Origin of the sequence: Paenibacillus silvae, assembly GCF_014639235.1 — a bacterium.
Lineage (GTDB): Bacteria > Bacillota > Bacilli > Paenibacillales > Paenibacillaceae > Paenibacillus > Paenibacillus silvae.
In genome coordinates this window covers 147,826-168,564 of record NZ_BMFU01000003.1, presented here as the reverse complement: position 1 = coordinate 168,564, position 20,739 = coordinate 147,826, and the positions used below count along the sequence as shown (strand labels likewise).

The following is a 20,739-nucleotide window of genomic DNA, read 5'->3' as shown; positions in this document are numbered from 1 at the left end:
GGTTCAATTTGAGGTAGAAGCTACAGATCCTTTGGGCAGGATTGGAATAGGTTACATCAGATTGAAATAATTTACAGCAGACGCACTTTCCTGTCAGGAAGGTGCGTTGTTTCTATTTTAGATCATTTTGTATAAGATGAAGTGTAGTCGTGTTCGAATGCAAACGATGGTAAGCAGCCCTGATTTATAATGAATTACGTCATGACGAAAAGGGGAATAAAGAATGTCACTTGCAAACATCACACCAAGCAAAGCAGAGGATTCCGCATATGTACGCCAGCAATTAATTGCTTATAATGCGGCACATGTGAACGAAGCGTTAAGAGATCGATACGAAGAGCTTCACTTCCATATTCGAAATGAAACGGGGCAGATCGTGGCCGGGGTACTCAGCACGCTATGCTGGAACTGGGTTGAGCTGGATATTTTGTGGGTCGATGCGAACGAAAGACACAAAGGATATGGGACACAGCTGCTTCTGGAGGTTGAGCGTTTGGCCCGGGAGAAGGGCTGTGATTTCATCATGCTGAACACGTTCTCGTATCAGGCTCCTGAATTTTATCGAAAACAAGGATATCAGCTCATGACCATGATTGAAAATGCACCCACGGGACACCAGCATTATTATTTTAAAAAGGACCTTACACCAGAGAATAGGAGTGGTGCAGAACAATGATTACGATCAAGAAGATTGAACCACAGGATTTGCCCGGGTTAAATCAGCTGTATCATGAATTGATGGGCACACTACTGCATGAACAGCAGATGAATGAGCAGCAAATGCAAAAGACGTTTCAATCTATGGAGAAGAACGGGCATTACTATGTGCTTGGAGCCTATAATCATAATGAGCTTGTTGGATCGGTCATGGGAATTGAGTGTATGGACTTAATGGGTTCATGCGAGCCATTTATGGTTGTAGAAAACGTCATTGTTTCGGATCGTGTACGCAGGCAGGGCATCGGACAGAAGCTAATGCTTGAGATTGAACAGATTGCCAAAGATCTGGGGTGTGCGTATATTATTCTGGTGTCCGGAGATCAACGTAAGGAAGCGCATCGATTTTATGAGAAACTGGGCTTTAGGGACGAATTGGTTCAAGGGTATCGCAAACATTTGTAAGACAAGAAATAGGAAGAAGAAAAAGAATACATAGGAGGTTACCGAAACATGCGTATCGTGGATAACATTAAAGTCTGGGGGGAACCGCTGGAGAATGCTGTGAGTCAGGCGGTAACTTGTTCCCAATATGGAGACGTGCTGGGTGTAGCTCTTATGGCCGACCATCACAAGGGATATTCGCAGCCAATTGGCGGGGTTGTTGCTTATCGCAACATGATCAGTCCATCCGGGGTAGGTTATGACATTGCCTGCGGTAACAAAGCTGTGTGCACCAATCTGATGTGGGACGATATTCGTGACCGGATTGCCGTCATTATGGATGATATTCAAACAACGATCTCATTCGGCGTAGGCCGTAACAATCCTACTCCAGTCGAGCATGAGCTGTTCGATGATCCGAACTGGAAGCTGTTTGATTCGATCGAAAGCGGACTGCAGCAGAAGCTAAAGACACTGGCACGTAATCAGCTTGGAACCGTGGGCAGCGGCAATCATTTTGTAGATATTTTCGTGGAGGAGAAGACGGGCAAGGTATGGATTGCCAATCACTTTGGCAGCCGCGGCTTCGGGCATAAAGTGGCGAGCGGGTTCCTCAATCTGGCAGCAGGACGAGAGTTCAGTGGTAAAGCTCCGGGTGAATCGATGGATCAACCGCCAACCCTGTTTGACCTGGACAGTGAAATGGGTGATATGTATTGGGCGGGTATGACTCTCGCGGGTCGTTACGCCTATGCGGGACGAGATTATGTGATTGAACAGGTGCTTGGAATTCTCGGAGCGAGCGCTGAATATGCCGTACATAATCATCATAACTTTGCGTGGAAAGAGCAGCATATGGGCGAGGAAGTCGTCGTTGTTCGTAAAGGGGCCACACCGCTGGCGCCAGGGCAGCTTGGTTTTGTCGGTGGGAGCATGGGAGACATGTCCGTCATTGTGGAGGGTATCCAGAGTGAGGAAAATACCGATTCCTTCCGCAGCACGGTTCACGGGGCCGGGCGCATCATGAGTCGTACCCAGGCGGCTGGCAAAATGAATTATAAGCTCCGCAAACGCATGGGCGGCGAGATTAGTGAAGAGCAGATGCAGGCGGCGATTCGGGCTTACGGGGTAGAGCTTCGCGGAGCTGGCACGGATGAAAGCCCGTTCGTCTACAAGAAATTGCAGGATGTACTTACTGCACATGCAAATACGCTCAAAATCAATCATGTGCTGCGCCCGGTAGGCGTTGCGATGGCTGGAAGCAATGAGTTTGACCCTTACAAGGATTAATCAAGGTTTAATCAAAGGCTGACCGAGGACTCATAATTTTGAAGCAAACTCTGACATAAGAGAGGACGAACGCAATGAGAAATTGTGCAATTTACAGCTCCCAGTTTGATCTGGAGCAGCTGTATGAGATCATTCAATCCATCTATCCTGACGCTTCCACTCAGCGAAGAGAAGACCGGACGCACATTCAAGTGATACAGAAAAAGTGGTTTAGCAAAAAAACAAAATGCTTCAATATCATGACCAGCCAGACCCATCCCGAAGAGTTCAGCACGATGATTCAGGGCATGCTTGGTTTTCTCAGTCAGATCGAGGGGCGTAATGCTGCGCTTCAGGAAAAGGTACTGATCAAGTGCTCCACCCTGAACATGGTGATTGGCATCGAGACCGAGGAAGATATCTCGGAAGAGTTCTTTAACGAGTTATTGCAGTTGGCCGAAGCGCTGGATGCCGTCATTTTCTGGGGAGGCGGCTCCTTGCTGAATGCTCAGGGTCAGCTGCTCCTGGATGTGAACGGGGAATCCGAGGTAGAGGATTATACGGTCACCGCACACACCAGTTATCTGGATGACACCCGCCCGCCTTCAGCGGATGCTGTAGAGCGCAAGGCACGTTCAGAGCAGCGGCTGACAGAAGAGGGAATTCCGTATAATGTGAATCTGCCGGCACGAGCAGGGGAGAAAGACACGACGATTCGAACGAAGGAAGAGGTGGCGCAGCGTGCCGTTGCTCTCTGCCTGGCTGCACTGAAGGGCGAGTGTCTGGGAGCAGGCGAAAGTTCCGATGACACTGCAGCGCTTGTGCAGGAAGTGATCGATAAATATGATGCATCAACCTTTTTTTCTCCCGATGAAAAGTCATTTCTGGATCAGCATGGAGCAGAGCAGCAGGAAGTCATTCGTTTCTCCTGGGGATATGAGGCATACCATGTTATGTTATGGGCTCTTGGGTACGTAGAGGAATTGGGTGCACCGACAGAGCTGTGTAACGTAAGTAAGGATGTCGGTTATTTACAGCAAAAGGACAGCTTTGCGGAATTTCTATCAGAAGCCACGCTGCGCAGCAAAAGCGAAATGCTGGATGAGGCTGACCTGATCTATCGGTACAACTGGGTGTGTGTGAACAGCCGGATCAAAGGCGAAGCTGCGCCTGCCGGGCTCAATCCCGGCGTAGCTTATGAACGGCATCGTGCACTTAACTGGCTCATCTGTTATCTCGATCAGAATTGGGACGAGGTGCGTACGGATACGTAACAAAAAGCCACGAAACGGATCTATTCGATCTGCTTCGTGGCTTTTATCGTTATACGTGCTCATGTTGAACAAGGTTGTTATAAAGTGTTATAGAGTGCTTGAGGGTTACGGTTTAAGGGGAACGTTTATTTCCAGCTCTTTGATATATGTCTTGTCGCCGCTGCTCAAAACTCTGCCCTTTTCATCCAGCTTCTCCCCTACAACGCGCCAATTGTCTGTGTTGACTGTGAAGGTGTACGGTTTGATCTTCACTGATTTTGCGTTCGGACTAATAGCATCATACAATTCATCCACTTGGTACTCCAGATCGGGAGCCCTGTGGAAGAAGCCAAGCCTCCGTTGATTCAATACTTTGCCTTGATCGTCTACGATCTCATAGTACATCATAGTCGGAGCATATTTTCCTGTTTGCTTAGAGGAAGCGGGCACCTTTCCCGTGCTTTCGAGAATTAGGCGTGTATTGGTTACGGTAGATTCTATTTTTTGCAAGGTGTAACTGAAATTTTCGTAGCTTTTTGTCTCATTCGGTTGAATGACAAGTTTGTTGTCACTGATTTTTACGGGTACTTTGAATTCAAAAGTCTCCTCTACCCGAGTTACTTTTGTTCGAACGGTAAGCTCAAATTCATTAGGCAGTGACCCTAGATTCGTATATTCAGCAAACACAGCGTTTGAGTTGCCAATATCATCTCCAAAAGAGCGAAAGGACTTCAACTCTTCATTATTAATAAAGGTTTCAGGTGCTGTGACATACCCCTTCTCCTGCTCCTGTTCTGGTACCTGGCGGGATTTCTTCCATTCCTTATCTCCCGAAATAAGCTTGCTGTCCATAGGGATGTATGGGCTGGTGACTTTCTGCGGGAGATGCTCTCCGGCGCGTTCAATGGTGTAGCTCAGTCGGGTTCCATCATATAATACGTTTGTTAGTGTTAAGGTTACTCCGTCTTTAGTGATCTGTTTCAGCGGCTGTGTCAGAATACCTTGATCCACTGCCCGTCCAATCTCATCGGAACTCAGTCCGTAGAACATAGATCCGATTCCTGGAATTTGTTTCAGTGCACTTGCCATTGTTGGTGATACAAATCCTGCGCCTATAGCACCTGCGCCCAGAACTGCAGTAATGAAGGCAGCGGTTAACGTCCGTTTTAGTATTGTAGATCCATTCCGTGCTTTGTTTATATTTCTTCCTCCGATTTGATTCATAATTTCACTGCTCATACTCTGTCGCGGCATAGGTGTGTTGCGTATCCGCTGCTCCAATTCTTCAAGCCGCTGGTCAGGAAAAGGGTTGGGCTGTTTGTCCATGCGGTTTTCCTCCTATGGTTGTCTGCTCCATCAGCTTACGGCGAAGACGTTCATACTTCTTGCGCAGGGTAGCAGATCTGGTATTCATAATGATGGCAATCTCCTCAAAGGTGTATTGTTCCACAGCCTTCAACAGCAGGATGTGACGTTCTTCCGGTGTCAAATACTCCATGAGCTCCTCAATAACTGTTGTATAAGGATACTCCTGTACGACAGGTTTGTGGTGTTTATACTCATCCACCAGCTTCAACCAGCGGCTGTGTTTTTTCTTCATATTCATCAAATGATTGTAGGCTACTTTATACAGCCACGAGGAGAAACTGACCTTTCTTTTATAACTCCTCAGATTCTCGTAGGCCCGAATGAAAATCTCCTGCACGGCATCCTCAGTCTCTTGATGATCTTTAAGAATGTAATAACAATAGGTGTACATCTGACGCTCGAATTCCTGTATGATCAGCTCATAGGCTTCTTTTTCGCCAGTGATCACTCGTTGTACAGCTCGTTCGATTCGTTCCTTTTTTTCTTTCCTAGCCTGCATGTCCCCGGGGATGGCGGCCTGCATGGGCTCACCTCCTTGTCTTGATGTTTATATAACAATCTGAAAGAGTTCATCTGTGACACGATTAAAAGTTTTCTTGTGATGTGAATTGAAGTTATTGTGTGATGTTAACTTTCATTTCTAATTCTTTGATATTAGTATTGGTTGTCGCAAGTGCTCGGTAATAGAGGAGGGGATATATATTAGTGAATATAAAAAAGCCGCAGAACGTTTTCTACGGCGTTTAAAAATATAAGAAGCTCGTCAAACGGACCATTAACTAGCCGAGTGGGCAAGGAGGGTTTTAATAGCGGGATACAAATTCAGGCTGTTCGTAAATAGAATGTACGATTGCTGAGTGGTACGGATCAAAATCCGTTCGGTGGTGCCGTTAACAGGCCCGATCCGAATTGCCGAAGGTTCACAGCCTCCGTATGTATCGTCCAGCGTAACAGATGTGATCTGTGCAAAAGGGATTTCAATTTTGGAAAATTGCCAACGGATAACCAGTCGATCCTCTACTTGTTTTACGCTTACACCAAACATCGAATGACCTCCTTGATCTAAGAAGTTAAAATAGTTGGATGAGAATAGTTTAGTTTTAGTATATCATTTTTGGTTAAAAATCCCTAATTAATATGGTGAAGTCAGGTATGGGGTTAAATACATTATTGACCTAATGGAAATATAGGAGATGAACTGTATGGAATGCCTGGATGCGTATCATTATTTTGAAAAAGGGAGAGGCCCTTTCTGCAATCTCTCCAGTTTATCCCCGGAAGAGTCAGAGACAGTCTCGCAGCAGATTCGGGAGAACGGACGAACTTTTGCCAGTCAGCGGTCAGCCGAGTATATGGCTATCAGAAGGGAGCTTGAGCAGATGGCATTTGCGAAGTTTCTGGCCAAAGGAGGCCAGCCGGTTCAACCCTACCCGCATTATCTGACCCTTGGTGCATGCCCTTGGCTGGAATCCTGGTATTTGGAACCAAACCATGTCATCATTCCGTGGCATAGGCTGCCGGCAGAAGTTGTGAGCTTCACGTACGGCGATCTCTTTCCAACGATGCGTTATGCCGATGATAAACCTTACCGCAAGCAGGTCTATACCAAACAAGAAATAGTTGAGCTGATACAGACCTATGGTTTTCCGCAGGTTTGGAATCGAACGGGCGATCAGGGGCCCGAACGATATATTGAGGTTCAGGTCTGGGACAATCGGGTTATTGATGCTTTTCGTTAAGTTGGCTGATTAAACTGGATTTACTCGGAGGAATAATCCAAGCTAATGACTTTGAAAGCCGATTCCATTGTCAATTCGCAATTACCGTTTCAATCTCGAGCCGCTGCAAATGTTCAATCCATTCCGCAGGGCATCCTGAATCTGTGATGACCATGGCAACATGATCCACAGATGCGATTTTGGCAAAAGTCGAACGCCCGAACTTGGTATGATCAGCCACCAGAATGGTTTCTTCAGCTCGCTCAATCATTTTACGAGAGATCAGCGCTTCCTCCAGTACATAATCGGTGATGCCGTCCGAGAACGAAATACCACCGGCCGAGATGAAGGCTTTGTTCACTTTGAATTGATCCAGCATCTCATGAGCCGCAGGGCCGGTAGAGGCTTGCACCGCCTTATGAATTTCTCCCCCGGCAAAAATAATTTTCCCCGCAAAGGATTCCATAGCCATGGTCAGAACGGGAACTGAATGGGTAATGACCGTGACCTCAGAACGATGCTGCAGATGCCGCATAATTTCAATCGGCGTAGTGCCATTGTCGAGCATAATCGTTTCACCGTCTTCAACGAGCGCAGCTGCAGCGGCGCCAATAGCCTGTTTTTCCTGGAGCTGAAGCTGTGAACGCTTTTGAAAAGGGGCCTCCACCATGCCTGAGCGCGCACGTACAGCGCCCCCATACACTTTACGCAGCTCGCCTTCCTTCTCCAGACGGTCCAGATCACGCCGAATCGTCTCCGTAGACACCTGAAACAGCTGAGCTAATGTCTGCACCTGAACTTTGCCCTGAACGGCCAGCTGGGTAAGAATGGTTTGTTTCCGCTCCTCATATGTTAACGACATCTGTTCCGTCCTCCTTATATTCTCAAAGTTTGATTGTTGTGGATTGTTGTTGTTTCTTATAGTGTAAATTTGATGACAGTGCGCTGTCAATTTCAAACCGGAAAAGCACCTTATATTCCGTTGGGGATGTATATCAAAAGATATATTGACAGCTGTATCAAGTAAGAGTAGCATCATATAAAACAACTCAAAACCACATAAAAAAACTAAAAACCACAATAATTGACTTGAAGTCACACAAAAAAGGGTTAAGAGTAATCCCGGGGAGGACGAAACATTTGAAACAGCACCTTTCTTTTCGCGAAAATAAAACCTTTACCATCGTACAATTCACCGATCTGCATTGGAAGGACGGACGGCCTGAGGATCTTCGCACCCGGCGGATGATGCAGAGCATCATCGAGCTGGAGCAGCCTGATCTCGTTGTATTTACGGGCGATGTTATCTACACCGGGCCCGTTGAGCCGGGAAACAAGGCATGCGAGCATCCGGAGCAGGCCTTCCGTGATGCCGTCTCGGTTGTAGAACAGAGCGGAGTACCGTGGGCTTTTGTGTTCGGCAACCATGATGCCGAGCAGCGAATCACTCAGACGGAGCTCATGCAGGTTGTTCAGGAACATGAGTACAGCGTGACGGAAGAGGGACCGCGTGATATTGCAGGGCTGGGCAATTACACGCTGGAGATTGCCGGAGCGGACGGCCTTCCGGCAGCTGTCCTGTACCTGCTCGATTCGGGGAGTTATTCAACCGTGAAATCGATCCCGGGTTATGGCTGGATTCAGCAGAGTCAGCTTCGGTGGCTGATGGATGAATCCACACGCGTCAATCCCGGCCGCAGTCGCGGGGATAAGCTGCCAGCCTTGGCGTTTTTACATATTCCGATCCCGGAATATCAGACGATGTGGGATACGCAGACCTGTTATGGCCATAAATTTGAGCCCGTCTGCGCAGCACAAGTTAATTCAGGGTTGTTCGCTGCGCTGCTGGAAATGGGGGATGTGATGGGCACGTTCTGCGGGCATGATCATGTGAATGATTTCCACGGGCAGTATCACGGAATTCGTCTCTGCTACGGACGTTCCAGCGGTCACAGTACCTATGGAAGAGATGGCATGCTGCGCGGGGGGCGTGTCATTCAATTGCGGGAGGGTGAGCGGACGTTTGATACCTGGCTGCGTCTGGAGGACGGATCGGTAGTGGAGGAGCAGCCGGAGCATCAACCTGAGAAACATTAGAAGCTGCATGCGTGAGCAAGAGAACAAGAGAGGAATATGAACAGCATGATTTTACCTTTAATTCTGGTGCTTGCTTCGGGGATGGCGCATGCCGTCTGGAGTATGTTTACGAAGCGGAGTTTGAACAAAAGTGTGTTTTTGTGGTCCATTATGATGATTCCAACGGTGCTGCTGCTGCCTGTGCTGGTCATGGAATTGTCCCGTGAGCCGCTGACGATGCCAGCCTATATGCTGTTAATCGTGTCGATGGGGCTGCAGGCGTTGTATTCGTGGTTGTTGTCCCGAACGTATGAGCTTGGCGATCTGTCCCAGATTTATCCGATTATGCGGGGCACAAGTACGTTGCTGGTGCCTTTGATCGGGGTGGCTTTTCTAGGGGAAAAGCTGTCTGTATACGGCTGGATGGGCATCGCCTGCATGATTGTCGGGTTCACGATTCTCAGCGGCGTAGGGAACTGGAGGCATGCTTCCGGTTCTGGAGCTGGAGTCCAGGGGGCCAAGCCGATACTAATGGCCTTATGTGTTGGGCTTTGTACGACCAGTTACGTCTTTGTAGATAAATTGAATCTGCAGCATATTTCGCCTCTGGCACTGCTGGAAGTAACAAACATCGGCTTTGTGGCGGGGTTAACACCGGCCTTGCTCGCTTCAGGCGGCCTGCGGCGAGAATGGAAGCTGAATCGATCAACCATTATGCTGGGAGCTTTGCTGAACCCGGGCTCGTATCTGCTTTTTCTGTTTGCGCTGGAGCAGGCTCCGATGGCCAGACTTGGTCCGCTGCGGGAAGTGGGAACGGTGTTTGCGGCCTTTCTTGGTATCTGGTTATTAAAAGAACAGCAGGGCATGAAACGTATTCTCTGTTCCATTGTGATTTTTGGCGGCATTCTGCTGATTGGTATGTGGTGGTAAGTTTCTGCAAAGCCCAAATCGGGTTCCACTGGACAGATGAAAGCAAGAAATGACAGGCTTCTGCTCGCTGCATCCTGTAAGATAGGAAGCAAGGAGTGATGTAACGTATGAACTGGATTGAATCCATACAGAAGTCTGTACATTATATAGAAGAACATTTGCTGGAGTCTGTGACGGTGGAAAAGGTTGCAGCACAGGCACATATGTCAGCATTTCATTTTCAGCGTATCTTTGCTCTGATGACGGACGTGACCGTGGCCGAATATATCCGGCGCAGAAGGCTGACACTTGCTGCCCATGAATTGCTGCAAGAGGAATACAGAATTGTAGACATAGCACTCAAGTATGGCTATGAGACACCGGAATCCTTTTCCAAAGCATTTCAGAGACAGCATGGCGTTACACCAAGTGAGCTGCGAAAATCCGGTGCACCCGTTCAGTCGTATAATCGTCTGGTTATTCAAGTAAGCTTGCAGGGTGTCGAGCCAATGAAGGTTCAACTTGTTGAGCAAGAGGCCTTTTCCATTACAGGTGTCAGACAAACGTTCTCTTACGTGGACGGACAGCATTTGCAGGGGATTGGAACGATGTGGCAAGAGACATATAAGAGTGGCATGGAGGATCGAATTGGTGCGCTGAATGACGGAGTGATTCCGGGTTTGCTTGGCGTCTGCGTGGATCAGGGTGAGATTCAGGACAAACAGATGGAATACTGGATTGCCACAACTTATACAGACGAGCAGCAAGAAGGACTATCTGTATTAACACTACCAGCCAGCAAGTGGGCCGTATTTGAGGTACAGGAGCCCATGCCCCAAGGCATGCAAAAGCTGTGGAAGCGAATTGTAACGGAATGGTTTCCGTCCAACCCTTATGAACATGCCTGGCTGCCGGAGCTTGAGGTTTATCGGGGCATGTATGATGCGCCTCAGATCTGGATACCGATTAAATAAAATAGATCAAACAGATCAATAACAACTCCTCTCAGGAACCGTGGTTTCCTATGTGCATTCGCTGTGGATGTGCTTGGAAATAACAGCTTGATGGGAGTTGTTTATTTTATTCGAGGGTTAGAAACATGGTATATTGGAAAATAGCAAAGAAAAGCGAAGCTATGAGTGCTTCGAAAGAGCAGGGGAAGTTAGGGAGGGAATGGCGTGCAGTACGAGGAACAGCTGGTCAGAACGCTGCGTCAGCAGGAACAGATCATGCAGGATTTGCAACGTGTGCGTGAGCTTCAGCTGCCGGATTGTTATATCGGTGCAGGCTATATTCGCAATTACATATGGGATGAGCTTCATGGATATGAGAGACGAGAGCTGCACAGCGATATTGATGTAGTTTATTATGATGCCACAAATCTGTCTGAAGAACGGGATAGCCAGCTTGAGCATGAGCTTCGTGCTGCTACAGGCAATCACAAGTGGTCGGTGAAAAACCAGGCAAGAATGCACCTGCGAAATGGTGACGCACCGTATCAGTCTACAGAGGATGCGCTGCGTTATTGGCCGGAGTGTGTAACAGCCATCGCGGTGCAGCTGGATGCACAGGGTCAAATCAGGATATGTGCTCCTTATGGGCTAGAGGATTTATATATGCTGGTTGTGCGCAAAAGCCCTTCTTTCGCGGATACAGACTATTATAACAAGCGTGTTCTTCAAAAAAACTGGCAGGAGCACTGGCCTAAACTGACGATTGTACGTGCATAAGTACAGGAGAAGGAGTGGTACTGTATTGATTTTCAAATTTATACGGGAGAAGGGACACATTGTTGATCTGATTCTGCTGGTGTGTCTGGCGTTTTTTCTGGTATTCTGGGGCTGGAACTTCGCCGTGCAATTTTTTACGTTAATAACTGCAGCGTTCATCATATTAAGGCGCATCAATTATGAGAAACATATCTGGCTGAAGCGCATACTGCTGACCGGGTTCGGAATCGTGGCTGTTTCTTTCGTTATTATAGAAGCACTTGTGTTCACCCAGCTGGGGTCAAAGGATACGGAGCAAGCCGATTATGTTATCATTCTGGGCTCGGGGATCAAAGGCACGGAATTGACGTTGACTTTGCAGCAGCGACTCGACGCCAGTCTGGAATATATCCGCAGTCATCCGCAGATTCCGGTAATTGTATCCGGGGGACAAGGGCCTGGTGAATCCATTCCTGAAGCGCTTGCCATGAGAAATTATTTGGTGGATCAGGGCATCGACCCTGCTCGGATCACGATGGAGGACCGCTCGACCACGACACAGGAGAATCTGGCTTTTTCCAAAAAAATATTGGATGCAGCGGGGATTGAACATCCCGAAATTATGATTGTAACGAGTGACTACCATATGTTCAGAGCGAAATATATTGCTGCTAAAAACGGCTACGCCGCTGAGTACGGCATATCCGCCCCCTCGCCCGGGTATTTGAAGCCGATCAATATGATCCGTGAATATTTTGGTACGATCAAGGCGCTGCTTTACTTGTTTATTCACTGAACATGCATGCGTGATAATTCATTTATTTACTAACTATATCAAGCAATGTCTGCTGCAAGTGAGCGGAGCATTGCTTTTTTCGTGCTATAATATACGACAATCATACAAGAATGAGGCAGGAGTGAACGATGATTACAGCATATCTATTACCCGCTTTGGCGGAGCAAAAAAAGGTTACGAACGATGAGATGCAGGATATTATACGCATGCTGGCCCATGCGCCTTTATTATATGATGATGGGCAGCACATTACGGTTGAGGATTATCTGGGAGGTCTGGAGAAACAACTGAAGCACGATACTCGCCGAGCTGCAATCGAGCTGTATGAGTTGGGTGTCAAGGCGTGTCGCCAATATCATGATCCCTTTCAGTACGAGCAGCTTCAGGATGTGCTTGGACTGCAAGCGGAGTTATGGCAGGAAGGAATTCTTGCGCTGCACGACTGGATGAACTGGCTGAAGCAGATCGGTGAGGGGCAACAAAAACTGCCAGAATATGATTTTGCCGCAATGCTGGGTGAACTGCCTGAAGGTTATATGATTCATGATTTTCATGATGAGCTTCAGTATCGGCTTGAACAGGATGCAGCAAATGTCTGGGCGAATGAAGAGCAAAACAAGCTCTATGTTAGGCTTGGTGTGAAGTAAGGTGCTTCACTGATTGGGTAGATCGCTGCGGGAGCAGCCTGTTTCAAACGCGACTCGGGTGTCTGAATAAAGCTGTAGAGGTGTATGTGTATAGTGGCCCAAGCAAGCCAGAAAAAATGTGTGCGCGGCTTCAAACGAAATGCTTTATTGTGTTGTTTAGTCTGATATACAGGCAAGATAGCATGATTTCTACAGAAAATTGAAGCAACGCCGCTACAGGAATTTTGAGGCAACACCTCTACAGGGAAACGAGGAGATACCGTGAAAAAGGTTGTGCTAGCAGGTGGAACTGGATTTGTTGGTCAGGATTTTGCGCCAAGGTTTGAAAATCTGGGGTACAGTGTCTATATAATTTCTCGCCAGCCTGGGCATATACCCTGGGCGGATCGAGGAGCGATCGTTGAAGCTCTTGAAGGAGCAGCGCTGCTGATTAATCTGGCTGGCAAGTCGGTGAACTGCCGTTATACAGAGGAGAACCGCAGAATCATTATGGATTCCAGAACGGAAACGACACATATTCTTGGAGAAGCGGTGCTGGCATGTACCCAGCCGCCTGAATTGTGGATTAACTCCAGCACAGCAACGATATACAGACATGCGGAGGATCGTCCGATGACGGAAAAAGATGGGGAGATCGGCTCAGGATTCTCAGTGGAGGTAGCCAAGGCGTGGGAGCGCGCTTTCTTTGAATTTGAGCTGCCATCGACAAGGCAGGTAGCGCTGCGTATTGCCATTGTGCTTGGCAAAGGCGGGGTAATGGAGCCCTTGACGAATCTGGTACGTTTTGGACTTGGAGGAGCACAAGGCGCAGGAACCCAGCAATTCAGCTGGATTCATATTGAGGATTTATTCCGCATGGTGTTGTTTTTACAGGAGCAGCGTCAGCTGGAAGGTGTGTTCAATGCTTCATCCCCCCACCCGGTGACCAATCGGGAGCTTATGGCAAGTCTCAGGCAGCAGATGGGAATACGTGTAGGTCTACCTTCTCCACGCTGGATGCTTGAACTGGGAGCTATATTTATTCGCACCGAGACCGAGCTGGTGCTCAAAAGCCGCTGGGTCATCCCTGACCGAATGGAAAGGGAAGGCTTCAATTTTAATTATGCTACATTGGAGGCTGCGCTCGCTGACATTCTACAACCGTCCAGGTAGTGTGTGCTTCACAAAGTACACATATATACAATGACAAAAGTAAAACAAAGATGAATCCCACATGCTGCGCAGCGGCATCGTCAGAACCGTAACCGTATGGGAGAAGCAGTTGGTTATGTAATACCGGGAGGGCAGAGCAATCTGCCCTTCTGTTGATTCTGACAAACTATAGTATCGAATTTGATTGAGAAGATGTTTTGATAGCAAGCTTGATTTTTAAAGATCTGTGATAGGGAAGAGGTTGGCATATGCAGCTTAGAAGAGTAAGAATTGCAGGCACGGGGAAATACCTGCCTCAGATGAAAGTGACAGATGAGGAGCTGGATGAGCACCTCCATGTACCGGCAGGATGGGTCAGCAAAGCGACAGGTGTAGGGTTTCGTTATTATGCCTCCGACGAGGAGACTTCTTCGTATATGGGGGCAAGGGCGGCAGAAGCTGCTCTTGCTGATGCAGGGCTGTCCTTTGAAGAGATCGATTGTCTGGTATGCACAAGCGGTACGAAGGAACAGCCGTTGCCAAGTACAGCTGTTTTTATCCAGCAGGCGATGGGGCAGGAGGATTCGGGTGTGCCTGCTTTTGATATGGATGCAACCTGTCTGAGCTTCCTGAATGGATTGGATGTCATCTCTTATATGGTGCATGCGGGACGTTACCGGCGTGTTCTGCTCGTAGCCACCGAGATTGCTTCAGCCGGACTGAACTGGGACGAGCCGGAAAGCGCTGCCTTGTTCGGGGATGGAGCAGCAGCTGTCATTATTGAGCATGCGCCAGAGGGTTCAGGCTCGCAGATCGTACACGCATCATTGCGCACGTTCAGCCGCGGAGCACGTTTATCAGAGATTGCGGGTGGAGGAACCCGGCAGCACGCTGCCAAATATAATAACGAGCAGCCAGCCCCTTATCTCTTTCATATGGATGGACAGGCCATTTTCCGCATGGCATCCAAGCTGTTACCGGGTTTTATGGATGAGATGCTTCAAACCTCCGGGAACCGGATGCAGGATTTCAGGCTGGTTATTCCTCATCAGGGCAGTGCAATGGCGATGCGTCTGATTCGGAAGAAGCTGGGCATTCCGGAGGAGCGGTTTATGGATATTACACGGGGGCATGGCAATACCATTGCTGCTTCCATCCCGATGGGACTGCACGAAGCCATTCGCCAGCAGCGTATTCAGCGCGGTGATCGCATACTTATGATAGGAACAGCCGCAGGGTTGTCTCTGGGAGGACTTATTCTTGACTATTAGATCAGGAGAGCGGCAGCCACTGGCATGTACACCAAGCAGAGTGCTGCTTACCGGGGGCAGGGCCCCGGTAACACTGGATCTGGCACGTATGCTGCACCGATTCGGTCATCGGGTGTATATTGCCGAGAGTATGGAACGGCATCTATGCAGAGGGTCCGTTGTAGTGGAGCAGTGTGCCCTTGTGCCATCGCCGCGCCATCAGACAACAGCATATCTGTCTGCACTCGAAGCTTGTGTCAAGAGATGGCAGATTGACCTGTTCATTCCGATGTGTGAGGAAATTTTCTACGTGGCTCAAGGTGCGGAACAGTTAAGGCAGCATTGCCGTGTTCTGATATCCAGCCCGGAGCAGCTGCATGCATTGCATCATAAATATGATTTTATTCAACTAGCGAAGTCGATGGGGCTGTCAGTGCCAGATACATATCTGATTCAAAATTCACAGGAGCAGCTGGAGATTCAGCATGTGCTGAACAAGTCGGGGGAGTGGGTATGGAAGCCGGTGTATTCCCGTTTTGCCGCCAAAGTACGTATGCCAATACAGCATGCGCCGCCGGGTGAAGAGCTAATATCCCGAGGTTCGCCTTGGGTGGCACAGCGATACATCCATGGACGCGGGCTGTGTACCTACAGTGTTGTGCATGAAGGAAAGTTGGTTGCTCATGCCGCCTACGAGAGCAAATTTCGTACAGGTGACGTAGGCGCAAGTGTTTTTTTTGAACAGGTGCAGCATGATGGGGCTTATCAATGGGTCAAGCAATTTGTGCAGAAGGCAGCTTTTAGCGGACAGATCGGTTTTGATTTTATTGAAGAGTCGGACGGTCGAGTGTATGCCATCGAATGTAATCCGAGAGCGACCAGCGGTATTCACCTGTTTCATCCTGGCGATGGCCTGGTGCGTGCTTTGCTTGAACCGGAGTCACTATTAAACGAAAAAAAAGAGATTACACCTCAGTCAGGTGATAAGGCGATGCTTGCACTGCCTATGCTGGGAAGCGGTATTCGGCAGGCCAATAGCAGATCGAACCTGCGGTCATGGATGACGGCCTGGTACGGGGCAAGAGATGTTGTGTATACGAGGCAGGATAAGCGTCCTTTCTTTGCACAAATTGCAGTGGTGCTGGCAGCTTGGCGTATTGCTCGTGCTCAGCGGATCACATTGACCGAGGCGTTGACTCATGACATAGAATGGAACGGTGAACAACAATGAAGAGAGCGTTGGTAACAGGGGCTACGGGCTGTCTTGGCAGACATCTGGCTGTTCGCCTTGCCGAAGAAGGCTGGGACGTCACGGGCCTGGGGCGTCAGCAAGCGATAGGAGATGCGTTAGTTGCGGCAGGAGTCCGCTTTCATCAGGGTGATATAAGGGACCATCAGACCGTGGATGCAGCTTGCAAGGGTCAGGATGTTGTATTTCATTGTGCCGCGTTGTCCTCTCCATGGGGAAAGTATCGGGATTTCTACAGCAGTAACGTGCAGGGAACACAGATCTTGATTGATAGCGCCATGCGCAGCCAGGTGCAGCGTTTTGTGCATGTCTCGACACCAAGTCTTTATTTTAACTTCAACCCGCGTTATGAAGTGCATGAACATGATGCGCTGTCAGCCAAACCGGCCAATCACTATGCGGCTACCAAGTATCTGGCTGAGCAGATCGTTATGGATGCACATCGTCAAGGCTTGCCATCGATTATGATTCGTCCGCGGGCTATTTTTGGCCCTTATGACCAGACGCTGTTTCCGCGTATTGTGACGGCGAATGACAAACGTGGAGTCCCGATGATTGACGGTGGACGGGCACTTATTGATCTGACATGTGTAGATAATGTAGTAGATGCCTTGTTATTGTGCCAACGTACTTCGGCAGATGCGCTCGGGAGGGCCTACAACATATCCAACGGGGACCCGCGGCCTTTTGCCGAACTGGTCAGCAAGCTGTTTGACATGCTGGATATGCCGCTGAAGCGATTGAGCATTCCATACAAGGTCGCCTATGGGGCCGCTGCTGTGCTTGAAAATGTGCATCGGTTCATTCCTGCTCTGGGAGAGCCGTTACTTACCCGATACACGGTAGGGTCCCTGGGTGTGCCGCAGACATTAAACATCACCGATGCCAGGGAGCAGCTAGGGTATACACCTCGGGTGTCTATTGAAGCAGGTTTACAGCAATTCGCAGATTGGTGGAGGGCTGAATCATGCTGACTTCAACTCCAGTCCAGTTATATTTGGGTGCGGCAGGGTATTGTACACATCCCGAAGTTCTAACGCTGAGGGGCGGGAGCATCAGACCTGTGCGTTTTCCGGCGGGCTTTGCCTGCATCATTCATCCGGTGCATGGCGCGATGCTGCTGGATACAGGGTATAGTTCCCGCTTTTTCGATGAGACTGCCCGGCTTCCTAATGCATTGTATCGTTACATCACCCCTGTTGTGTATCAGGAGCAAGACAGTGCGGTTCATTTTCTAAAACGGATTGGACTCCGCACATCAGACATCCGTTATGTCATTCTTTCGCATTTTCACGGGGATCATATTGCAGGTGTGCGGGATTTCCCTGAAGCGCAGTTTATTTACCTGCCGCAGGCGTATGATGCAGTCCGCTCACTTGGCCCATTGGCGGCAGTAAAGGCCGGATTTCTGTCCGGATTGCTGCCTGAAGATTTTACCCGGCGGTCACTGCCTCTGACTGGACAACCGAATCAATGGACTGAAGCGAGAGGAGCAAAGGTGGATGGAGGCACAGGAACTGAAGCAGAAGTAACTGGACGGACACTGACACTGGCAGGGACAGGAGCTGAAGCGCCGCGTATATTTCCTTGGGATGAGGTGTACGATATCTTCGGCGATGGCAGTCTGCTGGGTGTAGATGTGTCAGGGCATGCAGCAGGCATGATGGGTATTTTGCTGCGTACAGAGCAGCATGAATATTTTCTGTGTGCAGATGCGGTGTGGTCAAGCCGGGCTTTTCGTGAACAACGAAGACCTCATGCGCTTGCAGGCATCATTATGTCAGATCGGCGGGAATACAGGTCGAACTTTGATAAGCTGGTTCAATTGCATCAACAGCTTCCTGCCATTCGCATTGTGCCGAGCCATTGTCAGGAGGCACTGAACGCATGGGGAACAGGAGGTACAGCACATGAGTAATGTCTTTCGCATTGCAGCTCATTATGCACTTGCACGCGGCCTGCGCAGATGGAGCACACGAGCGCAGCTTGAACGCTGGCAGGAACGCCGAATCATACGGCATGTAGAGCGTGTGCGGGCCCAATCTCCATTTTATCGCACATGGTGGGATGGCAGGAGTGCATCGGCGTGGAGACAATTTCCGCAGATTGACAAGTCCACGATGATGCAGCATTTTGATACGCTGAATACCGTAGGGATTTCGAAGGAAGAGGCGTTAATACTGGCAGGAGAGAGTGAAGATACCCGTGACTTCAAGCAGTCTTCCATTCAAGGCATAACCGTGGGGTTATCCTCAGGCACATCCGGCAACCGGGGGATATTTCTGGTGAGTGATCGGGAGCAGGATGCGTGGACGGGAACGGTGCTGGCCAAGCTGCTGCCAGGCGGATTGTGGAAACCGGCCAGAATTGCTTTTTTTCTGCGTGCAAACAGTAATCTGTATGAATCGGTGAAGCGCGGCAAGCTGCAATTTCAATATTTTGATCTGCTGGAGCCTGTGAATGTGCTTGTTGAACGTATGGAGCAGTACCAGCCTACGGTGTGGGTGGCGCCGCCCTCCATGCTTCGCATGCTGGCTGAGGCTTATGAGCAGGGGCTTTTAACCCATATGCCGCACAAAATCATATCCGTCGCCGAGGTGCTGGACCCGCTGGATCGGCGTGTGCTGAAGCGTGTTTTCAAGCAGACAATTCATCAGGTTTACCAGTGTACGGAGGGTTTTCTGGGAGCGACATGTGAGCACGGTACGTTACATCTGAATGAAGACATTGTTTATATTGAAAAAGAATACCTCGATCCTGCCACCCGGCGGTTTGTGCCTGTGATTACAGACTTCTCCAGAACATCACAGCCGATCATCCGATATCGGCTGAATGATATTTTAACCGAGGCGGCAGAGCCGTGCGCCTGTGGTTCGCTGTTTACTGCCATTGAGCGGATCGAAGGCCGCTGTGATGATACGCTTTATTTTTCACATCGACATGAAGATCAAGCGGTTACGGTCTTCCCGGATTTTATCAGTCGTGCGGTGATTGCGGCTTCACCGGCCATTGAGCACTATCGTGTTGTACAGCGCGGCAGCGGAAGGCTGGAAGTATCGATGCGAATTCATGAAGAAGCCAGTGAGGAACAGGTAAAGGTCGCAGTAAGGCAACAATTGAATACATTAGCAGAGCGATTGCATTGTATGCTGCCAGAGATACACTTCGTACCGTACACGTTTGAGGCGGGAGTGACAAAACTGCGGCGGGTGGAGAGACGTGCGGATTAACAGGTGAAGAATACATTTGGAGAGCTGGTGATGATATGAGCGTGTGGGCTTATAAAATAGGAGAAGATTCGCTGCCAAACAACGCGGATGACACAGGCACGGCAGGGGACGGAAAGGCAACGGAATCCGAGCGTATCGCTGGACCTGCCGAAAAAAGAGCTCATAGCCACGGACAACAGCATCCGGTAGCACTAATTACAGGCACATCCAGCGGCTTCGGTATGTTGACCGCGATTACGCTGGCGAAGCAGGGATATCATGTTGCAGCTACGATGCGTGACCTGAGCCGTAAGGGTGAGCTTGAGAGCCGGGCCGAAAAAGAGAATGTTGGCGACCGTCTCCATTATGTTCAGCTCGACGTGACGGACTCAGAATCGGTTCAGACGGCTGTAGATACGATTATGCAGCAATATGGACGGATTGACGTGCTGGTGAATAATGCAGGCTTTGCGGTGGGCGGGTTCATTGAGGAGGTGGCGATGGAGGATTGGCGGCGGCAGATGGAGACCAACCTTTTTGGACTTATTGCGGTGACACGCACCGTCCTGCCTGTGATGCGTAAACAGCAGAGCGGCTTGATTATTAATCTTTCCAGCGTAAGTGGTTTGTCGGGTTTTCCGGGGTATGCGCCCTACGCTGCTTCCAAGTTCGCCGTGGAAGGATTCACGGAAAGTCTGCGTCATGAGATGTCTTCCTTCGGTATTCGGGTCGTGCTGGTGGAGCCTGGAGCCTACCGTACACCGATCTGGAACAAAGGTCTGGTTGAGATTCATCGGTATGAGGACTCACCGTATCAGCATAAACTGGACGCAGTCCTGCGGTATTCCCGACAAGTGAGTGAGACTGCACCTGATCCGCAGGAGGTTGCTGATCTGATCGGGCGGATCACCCGGATGCGTTCGCCAAGATTACGGTATGCGCTGGGCAAAGGCTCGCGCTTGCTTATTATCGGCAAGGCATTACTGCCCTGGAAGTGGTTGGAGCGGCTGATCGCGCGGGGCCTTCAATAACCTCATGTAAAGGATCTGCGATG

The 20,739-nt window shown here is 49.3% G+C and carries 22 protein-coding genes; 18 read left to right on the top strand and 4 right to left on the bottom strand.

The window, feature by feature from the left end:
• Positions 1–223: 223 nt before the first annotated feature.
• From IEW26_RS11460 to IEW26_RS11445, 4 genes are all read left to right on the top strand, one after another.
• On the top strand, positions 224–676 hold the full coding sequence (locus IEW26_RS11460; RefSeq protein ID WP_188592509.1) for a GNAT family N-acetyltransferase: 453 nt from the start codon (positions 224–226) through the stop codon (positions 674–676).
• On the top strand, positions 673–1,122 hold the full coding sequence (locus IEW26_RS11455) for a GNAT family N-acetyltransferase (RefSeq protein WP_188592508.1): 450 nt from the start codon (positions 673–675) through the stop codon (positions 1,120–1,122). Before IEW26_RS11460 ends, IEW26_RS11455 begins: the two co-directional genes overlap by 4 nt.
• 48 nt (positions 1,123–1,170) lie before the next feature.
• A complete protein-coding gene (locus IEW26_RS11450) occupies positions 1,171–2,391 on the top strand; it encodes an RtcB family protein (RefSeq protein WP_188592507.1) in 1,221 nt (406 codons plus the stop codon).
• A gap of 74 nt (positions 2,392–2,465) precedes the next feature.
• Positions 2,466–3,644, top strand: a complete 1,179-nt coding sequence (locus IEW26_RS11445) for a DUF4272 domain-containing protein (protein WP_188592506.1) — start codon at positions 2,466–2,468, stop codon at positions 3,642–3,644.
• Between the two features lie 105 nt (positions 3,645–3,749).
• Here IEW26_RS11445 and IEW26_RS11440 read toward each other — a convergent pair whose 3' ends face one another.
• From IEW26_RS11440 to IEW26_RS11430, 3 genes are all read right to left on the bottom strand, one after another.
• A complete protein-coding gene (locus tag IEW26_RS11440; RefSeq protein WP_188592505.1) occupies positions 3,750–4,949 on the bottom strand; it encodes a DUF4179 domain-containing protein in 1,200 nt (399 codons plus the stop codon).
• Positions 4,921–5,514 (bottom strand): RNA polymerase sigma factor, encoded by a 594-nt coding sequence (locus tag IEW26_RS11435; RefSeq protein WP_188592504.1) that lies wholly within the window; start codon positions 5,512–5,514, stop codon positions 4,921–4,923. Before IEW26_RS11435 ends, IEW26_RS11440 begins: the two co-directional genes overlap by 29 nt.
• 252 nt (positions 5,515–5,766) lie before the next feature.
• On the bottom strand, positions 5,767–6,036 hold the full coding sequence (locus tag IEW26_RS11430) for a SunI/YnzG family protein (protein WP_188592503.1): 270 nt from the start codon (positions 6,034–6,036) through the stop codon (positions 5,767–5,769).
• A gap of 157 nt (positions 6,037–6,193) precedes the next feature.
• Between IEW26_RS11430 and IEW26_RS11425 the strand changes: the two genes are divergently transcribed.
• Complete coding sequence (locus tag IEW26_RS11425; protein WP_188592502.1) at positions 6,194–6,730, top strand: hypothetical protein; 537 nt, start codon at positions 6,194–6,196, stop codon at positions 6,728–6,730.
• A 70-nt stretch (positions 6,731–6,800) separates the two neighbouring features.
• On the opposite strand, the gene IEW26_RS11420 is transcribed toward IEW26_RS11425, so the two are convergent.
• Positions 6,801–7,571, bottom strand: a complete 771-nt coding sequence (locus IEW26_RS11420; protein WP_188592501.1) for a DeoR/GlpR family DNA-binding transcription regulator — start codon at positions 7,569–7,571, stop codon at positions 6,801–6,803.
• 278 nt (positions 7,572–7,849) lie between these two features.
• On the opposite strand from IEW26_RS11420, the gene IEW26_RS11415 reads away from it, so the two are divergent.
• From IEW26_RS11415 to IEW26_RS11355, 13 genes are all read left to right on the top strand, one after another.
• Positions 7,850–8,806, top strand: a complete 957-nt coding sequence (locus IEW26_RS11415) for a metallophosphoesterase family protein (protein ID WP_188592500.1) — start codon at positions 7,850–7,852, stop codon at positions 8,804–8,806.
• Positions 8,807–8,851: 45 nt separating this feature from the next.
• The gene (locus tag IEW26_RS11410) at positions 8,852–9,715 is read left to right on the top strand and encodes an EamA family transporter (protein WP_188592499.1); all 864 of its coding nucleotides are present in this window, start codon (positions 8,852–8,854) and stop codon (positions 9,713–9,715) included.
• A gap of 107 nt (positions 9,716–9,822) precedes the next feature.
• Positions 9,823–10,668: an AraC family transcriptional regulator gene (locus IEW26_RS11405; RefSeq protein WP_188592498.1), complete on the top strand. Its 846-nt coding sequence runs from the start codon at positions 9,823–9,825 to the stop codon at positions 10,666–10,668.
• 204 nt (positions 10,669–10,872) lie between these two features.
• Positions 10,873–11,424, top strand: a complete 552-nt coding sequence (locus IEW26_RS11400) for a nucleotidyltransferase family protein (protein ID WP_229729809.1) — start codon at positions 10,873–10,875, stop codon at positions 11,422–11,424.
• Positions 11,425–11,449: 25 nt separating this feature from the next.
• On the top strand, positions 11,450–12,199 hold the full coding sequence (locus IEW26_RS11395) for a YdcF family protein (RefSeq protein WP_145403152.1): 750 nt from the start codon (positions 11,450–11,452) through the stop codon (positions 12,197–12,199).
• A 128-nt stretch (positions 12,200–12,327) separates the two neighbouring features.
• A complete protein-coding gene (locus IEW26_RS11390) occupies positions 12,328–12,846 on the top strand; it encodes a hypothetical protein (protein WP_188592497.1) in 519 nt (172 codons plus the stop codon).
• Positions 12,847–13,107: 261 nt separating this feature from the next.
• Positions 13,108–13,998, top strand: a complete 891-nt coding sequence (locus IEW26_RS11385) for a TIGR01777 family oxidoreductase (protein WP_188592496.1) — start codon at positions 13,108–13,110, stop codon at positions 13,996–13,998.
• Positions 13,999–14,246: 248 nt separating this feature from the next.
• Positions 14,247–15,248, top strand: coding sequence for a beta-ketoacyl-ACP synthase III (locus IEW26_RS11380; RefSeq protein ID WP_188592495.1), 1,002 nt, complete (start codon positions 14,247–14,249; stop codon positions 15,246–15,248).
• The gene (locus IEW26_RS11375; RefSeq protein ID WP_229729808.1) at positions 15,238–16,458 is read left to right on the top strand and encodes an ATP-grasp domain-containing protein; all 1,221 of its coding nucleotides are present in this window, start codon (positions 15,238–15,240) and stop codon (positions 16,456–16,458) included. Before IEW26_RS11380 ends, IEW26_RS11375 begins: the two co-directional genes overlap by 11 nt.
• A complete protein-coding gene (locus tag IEW26_RS11370; RefSeq protein WP_188592494.1) occupies positions 16,455–17,450 on the top strand; it encodes an NAD-dependent epimerase/dehydratase family protein in 996 nt (331 codons plus the stop codon). Before IEW26_RS11375 ends, IEW26_RS11370 begins: the two co-directional genes overlap by 4 nt.
• A complete protein-coding gene (locus IEW26_RS11365; RefSeq protein WP_188592493.1) occupies positions 17,444–18,394 on the top strand; it encodes an MBL fold metallo-hydrolase in 951 nt (316 codons plus the stop codon). The genes IEW26_RS11370 and IEW26_RS11365 overlap by 7 nt, the downstream gene beginning before the upstream one ends.
• Positions 18,387–19,706, top strand: coding sequence for a F390 synthetase-related protein (locus IEW26_RS11360; protein ID WP_188592492.1), 1,320 nt, complete (start codon positions 18,387–18,389; stop codon positions 19,704–19,706). The genes IEW26_RS11365 and IEW26_RS11360 overlap by 8 nt, the downstream gene beginning before the upstream one ends.
• 35 nt (positions 19,707–19,741) lie before the next feature.
• Positions 19,742–20,716, top strand: coding sequence for an SDR family oxidoreductase (locus IEW26_RS11355; RefSeq protein WP_188592491.1), 975 nt, complete (start codon positions 19,742–19,744; stop codon positions 20,714–20,716).
• The last annotated feature ends 23 nt before the right edge of the window (positions 20,717–20,739 follow it).

Coding starts and splice junctions, on each gene's coding strand:
- IEW26_RS11460 (WP_188592509.1), top strand. CDS start 224: ATGTCACTTGCAAACATCACACCAAGCAAAGCAGAGGATTCCGCATAT.
- IEW26_RS11455 (WP_188592508.1), top strand. CDS start 673: ATGATTACGATCAAGAAGATTGAACCACAGGATTTGCCCGGGTTAAAT.
- IEW26_RS11450 (WP_188592507.1), top strand. CDS start 1,171: ATGCGTATCGTGGATAACATTAAAGTCTGGGGGGAACCGCTGGAGAAT.
- IEW26_RS11445 (WP_188592506.1), top strand. CDS start 2,466: ATGAGAAATTGTGCAATTTACAGCTCCCAGTTTGATCTGGAGCAGCTG.
- IEW26_RS11440 (WP_188592505.1), bottom strand. CDS start 4,949: ATGGACAAACAGCCCAACCCTTTTCCTGACCAGCGGCTTGAAGAATTG.
- IEW26_RS11435 (WP_188592504.1), bottom strand. CDS start 5,514: ATGCAGGCCGCCATCCCCGGGGACATGCAGGCTAGGAAAGAAAAAAAG.
- IEW26_RS11430 (WP_188592503.1), bottom strand. CDS start 6,036: ATGTTTGGTGTAAGCGTAAAACAAGTAGAGGATCGACTGGTTATCCGT.
- IEW26_RS11425 (WP_188592502.1), top strand. CDS start 6,194: ATGGAATGCCTGGATGCGTATCATTATTTTGAAAAAGGGAGAGGCCCT.
- IEW26_RS11420 (WP_188592501.1), bottom strand. CDS start 7,571: ATGTCGTTAACATATGAGGAGCGGAAACAAACCATTCTTACCCAGCTG.
- IEW26_RS11410 (WP_188592499.1), top strand. CDS start 8,852: ATGATTTTACCTTTAATTCTGGTGCTTGCTTCGGGGATGGCGCATGCC.
- IEW26_RS11405 (WP_188592498.1), top strand. CDS start 9,823: ATGAACTGGATTGAATCCATACAGAAGTCTGTACATTATATAGAAGAA.
- IEW26_RS11390 (WP_188592497.1), top strand. CDS start 12,328: ATGATTACAGCATATCTATTACCCGCTTTGGCGGAGCAAAAAAAGGTT.
- IEW26_RS11380 (WP_188592495.1), top strand. CDS start 14,247: ATGCAGCTTAGAAGAGTAAGAATTGCAGGCACGGGGAAATACCTGCCT.
- IEW26_RS11370 (WP_188592494.1), top strand. CDS start 16,455: ATGAAGAGAGCGTTGGTAACAGGGGCTACGGGCTGTCTTGGCAGACAT.
- IEW26_RS11365 (WP_188592493.1), top strand. CDS start 17,444: ATGCTGACTTCAACTCCAGTCCAGTTATATTTGGGTGCGGCAGGGTAT.
- IEW26_RS11360 (WP_188592492.1), top strand. CDS start 18,387: ATGAGTAATGTCTTTCGCATTGCAGCTCATTATGCACTTGCACGCGGC.
- IEW26_RS11355 (WP_188592491.1), top strand. CDS start 19,742: ATGAGCGTGTGGGCTTATAAAATAGGAGAAGATTCGCTGCCAAACAAC.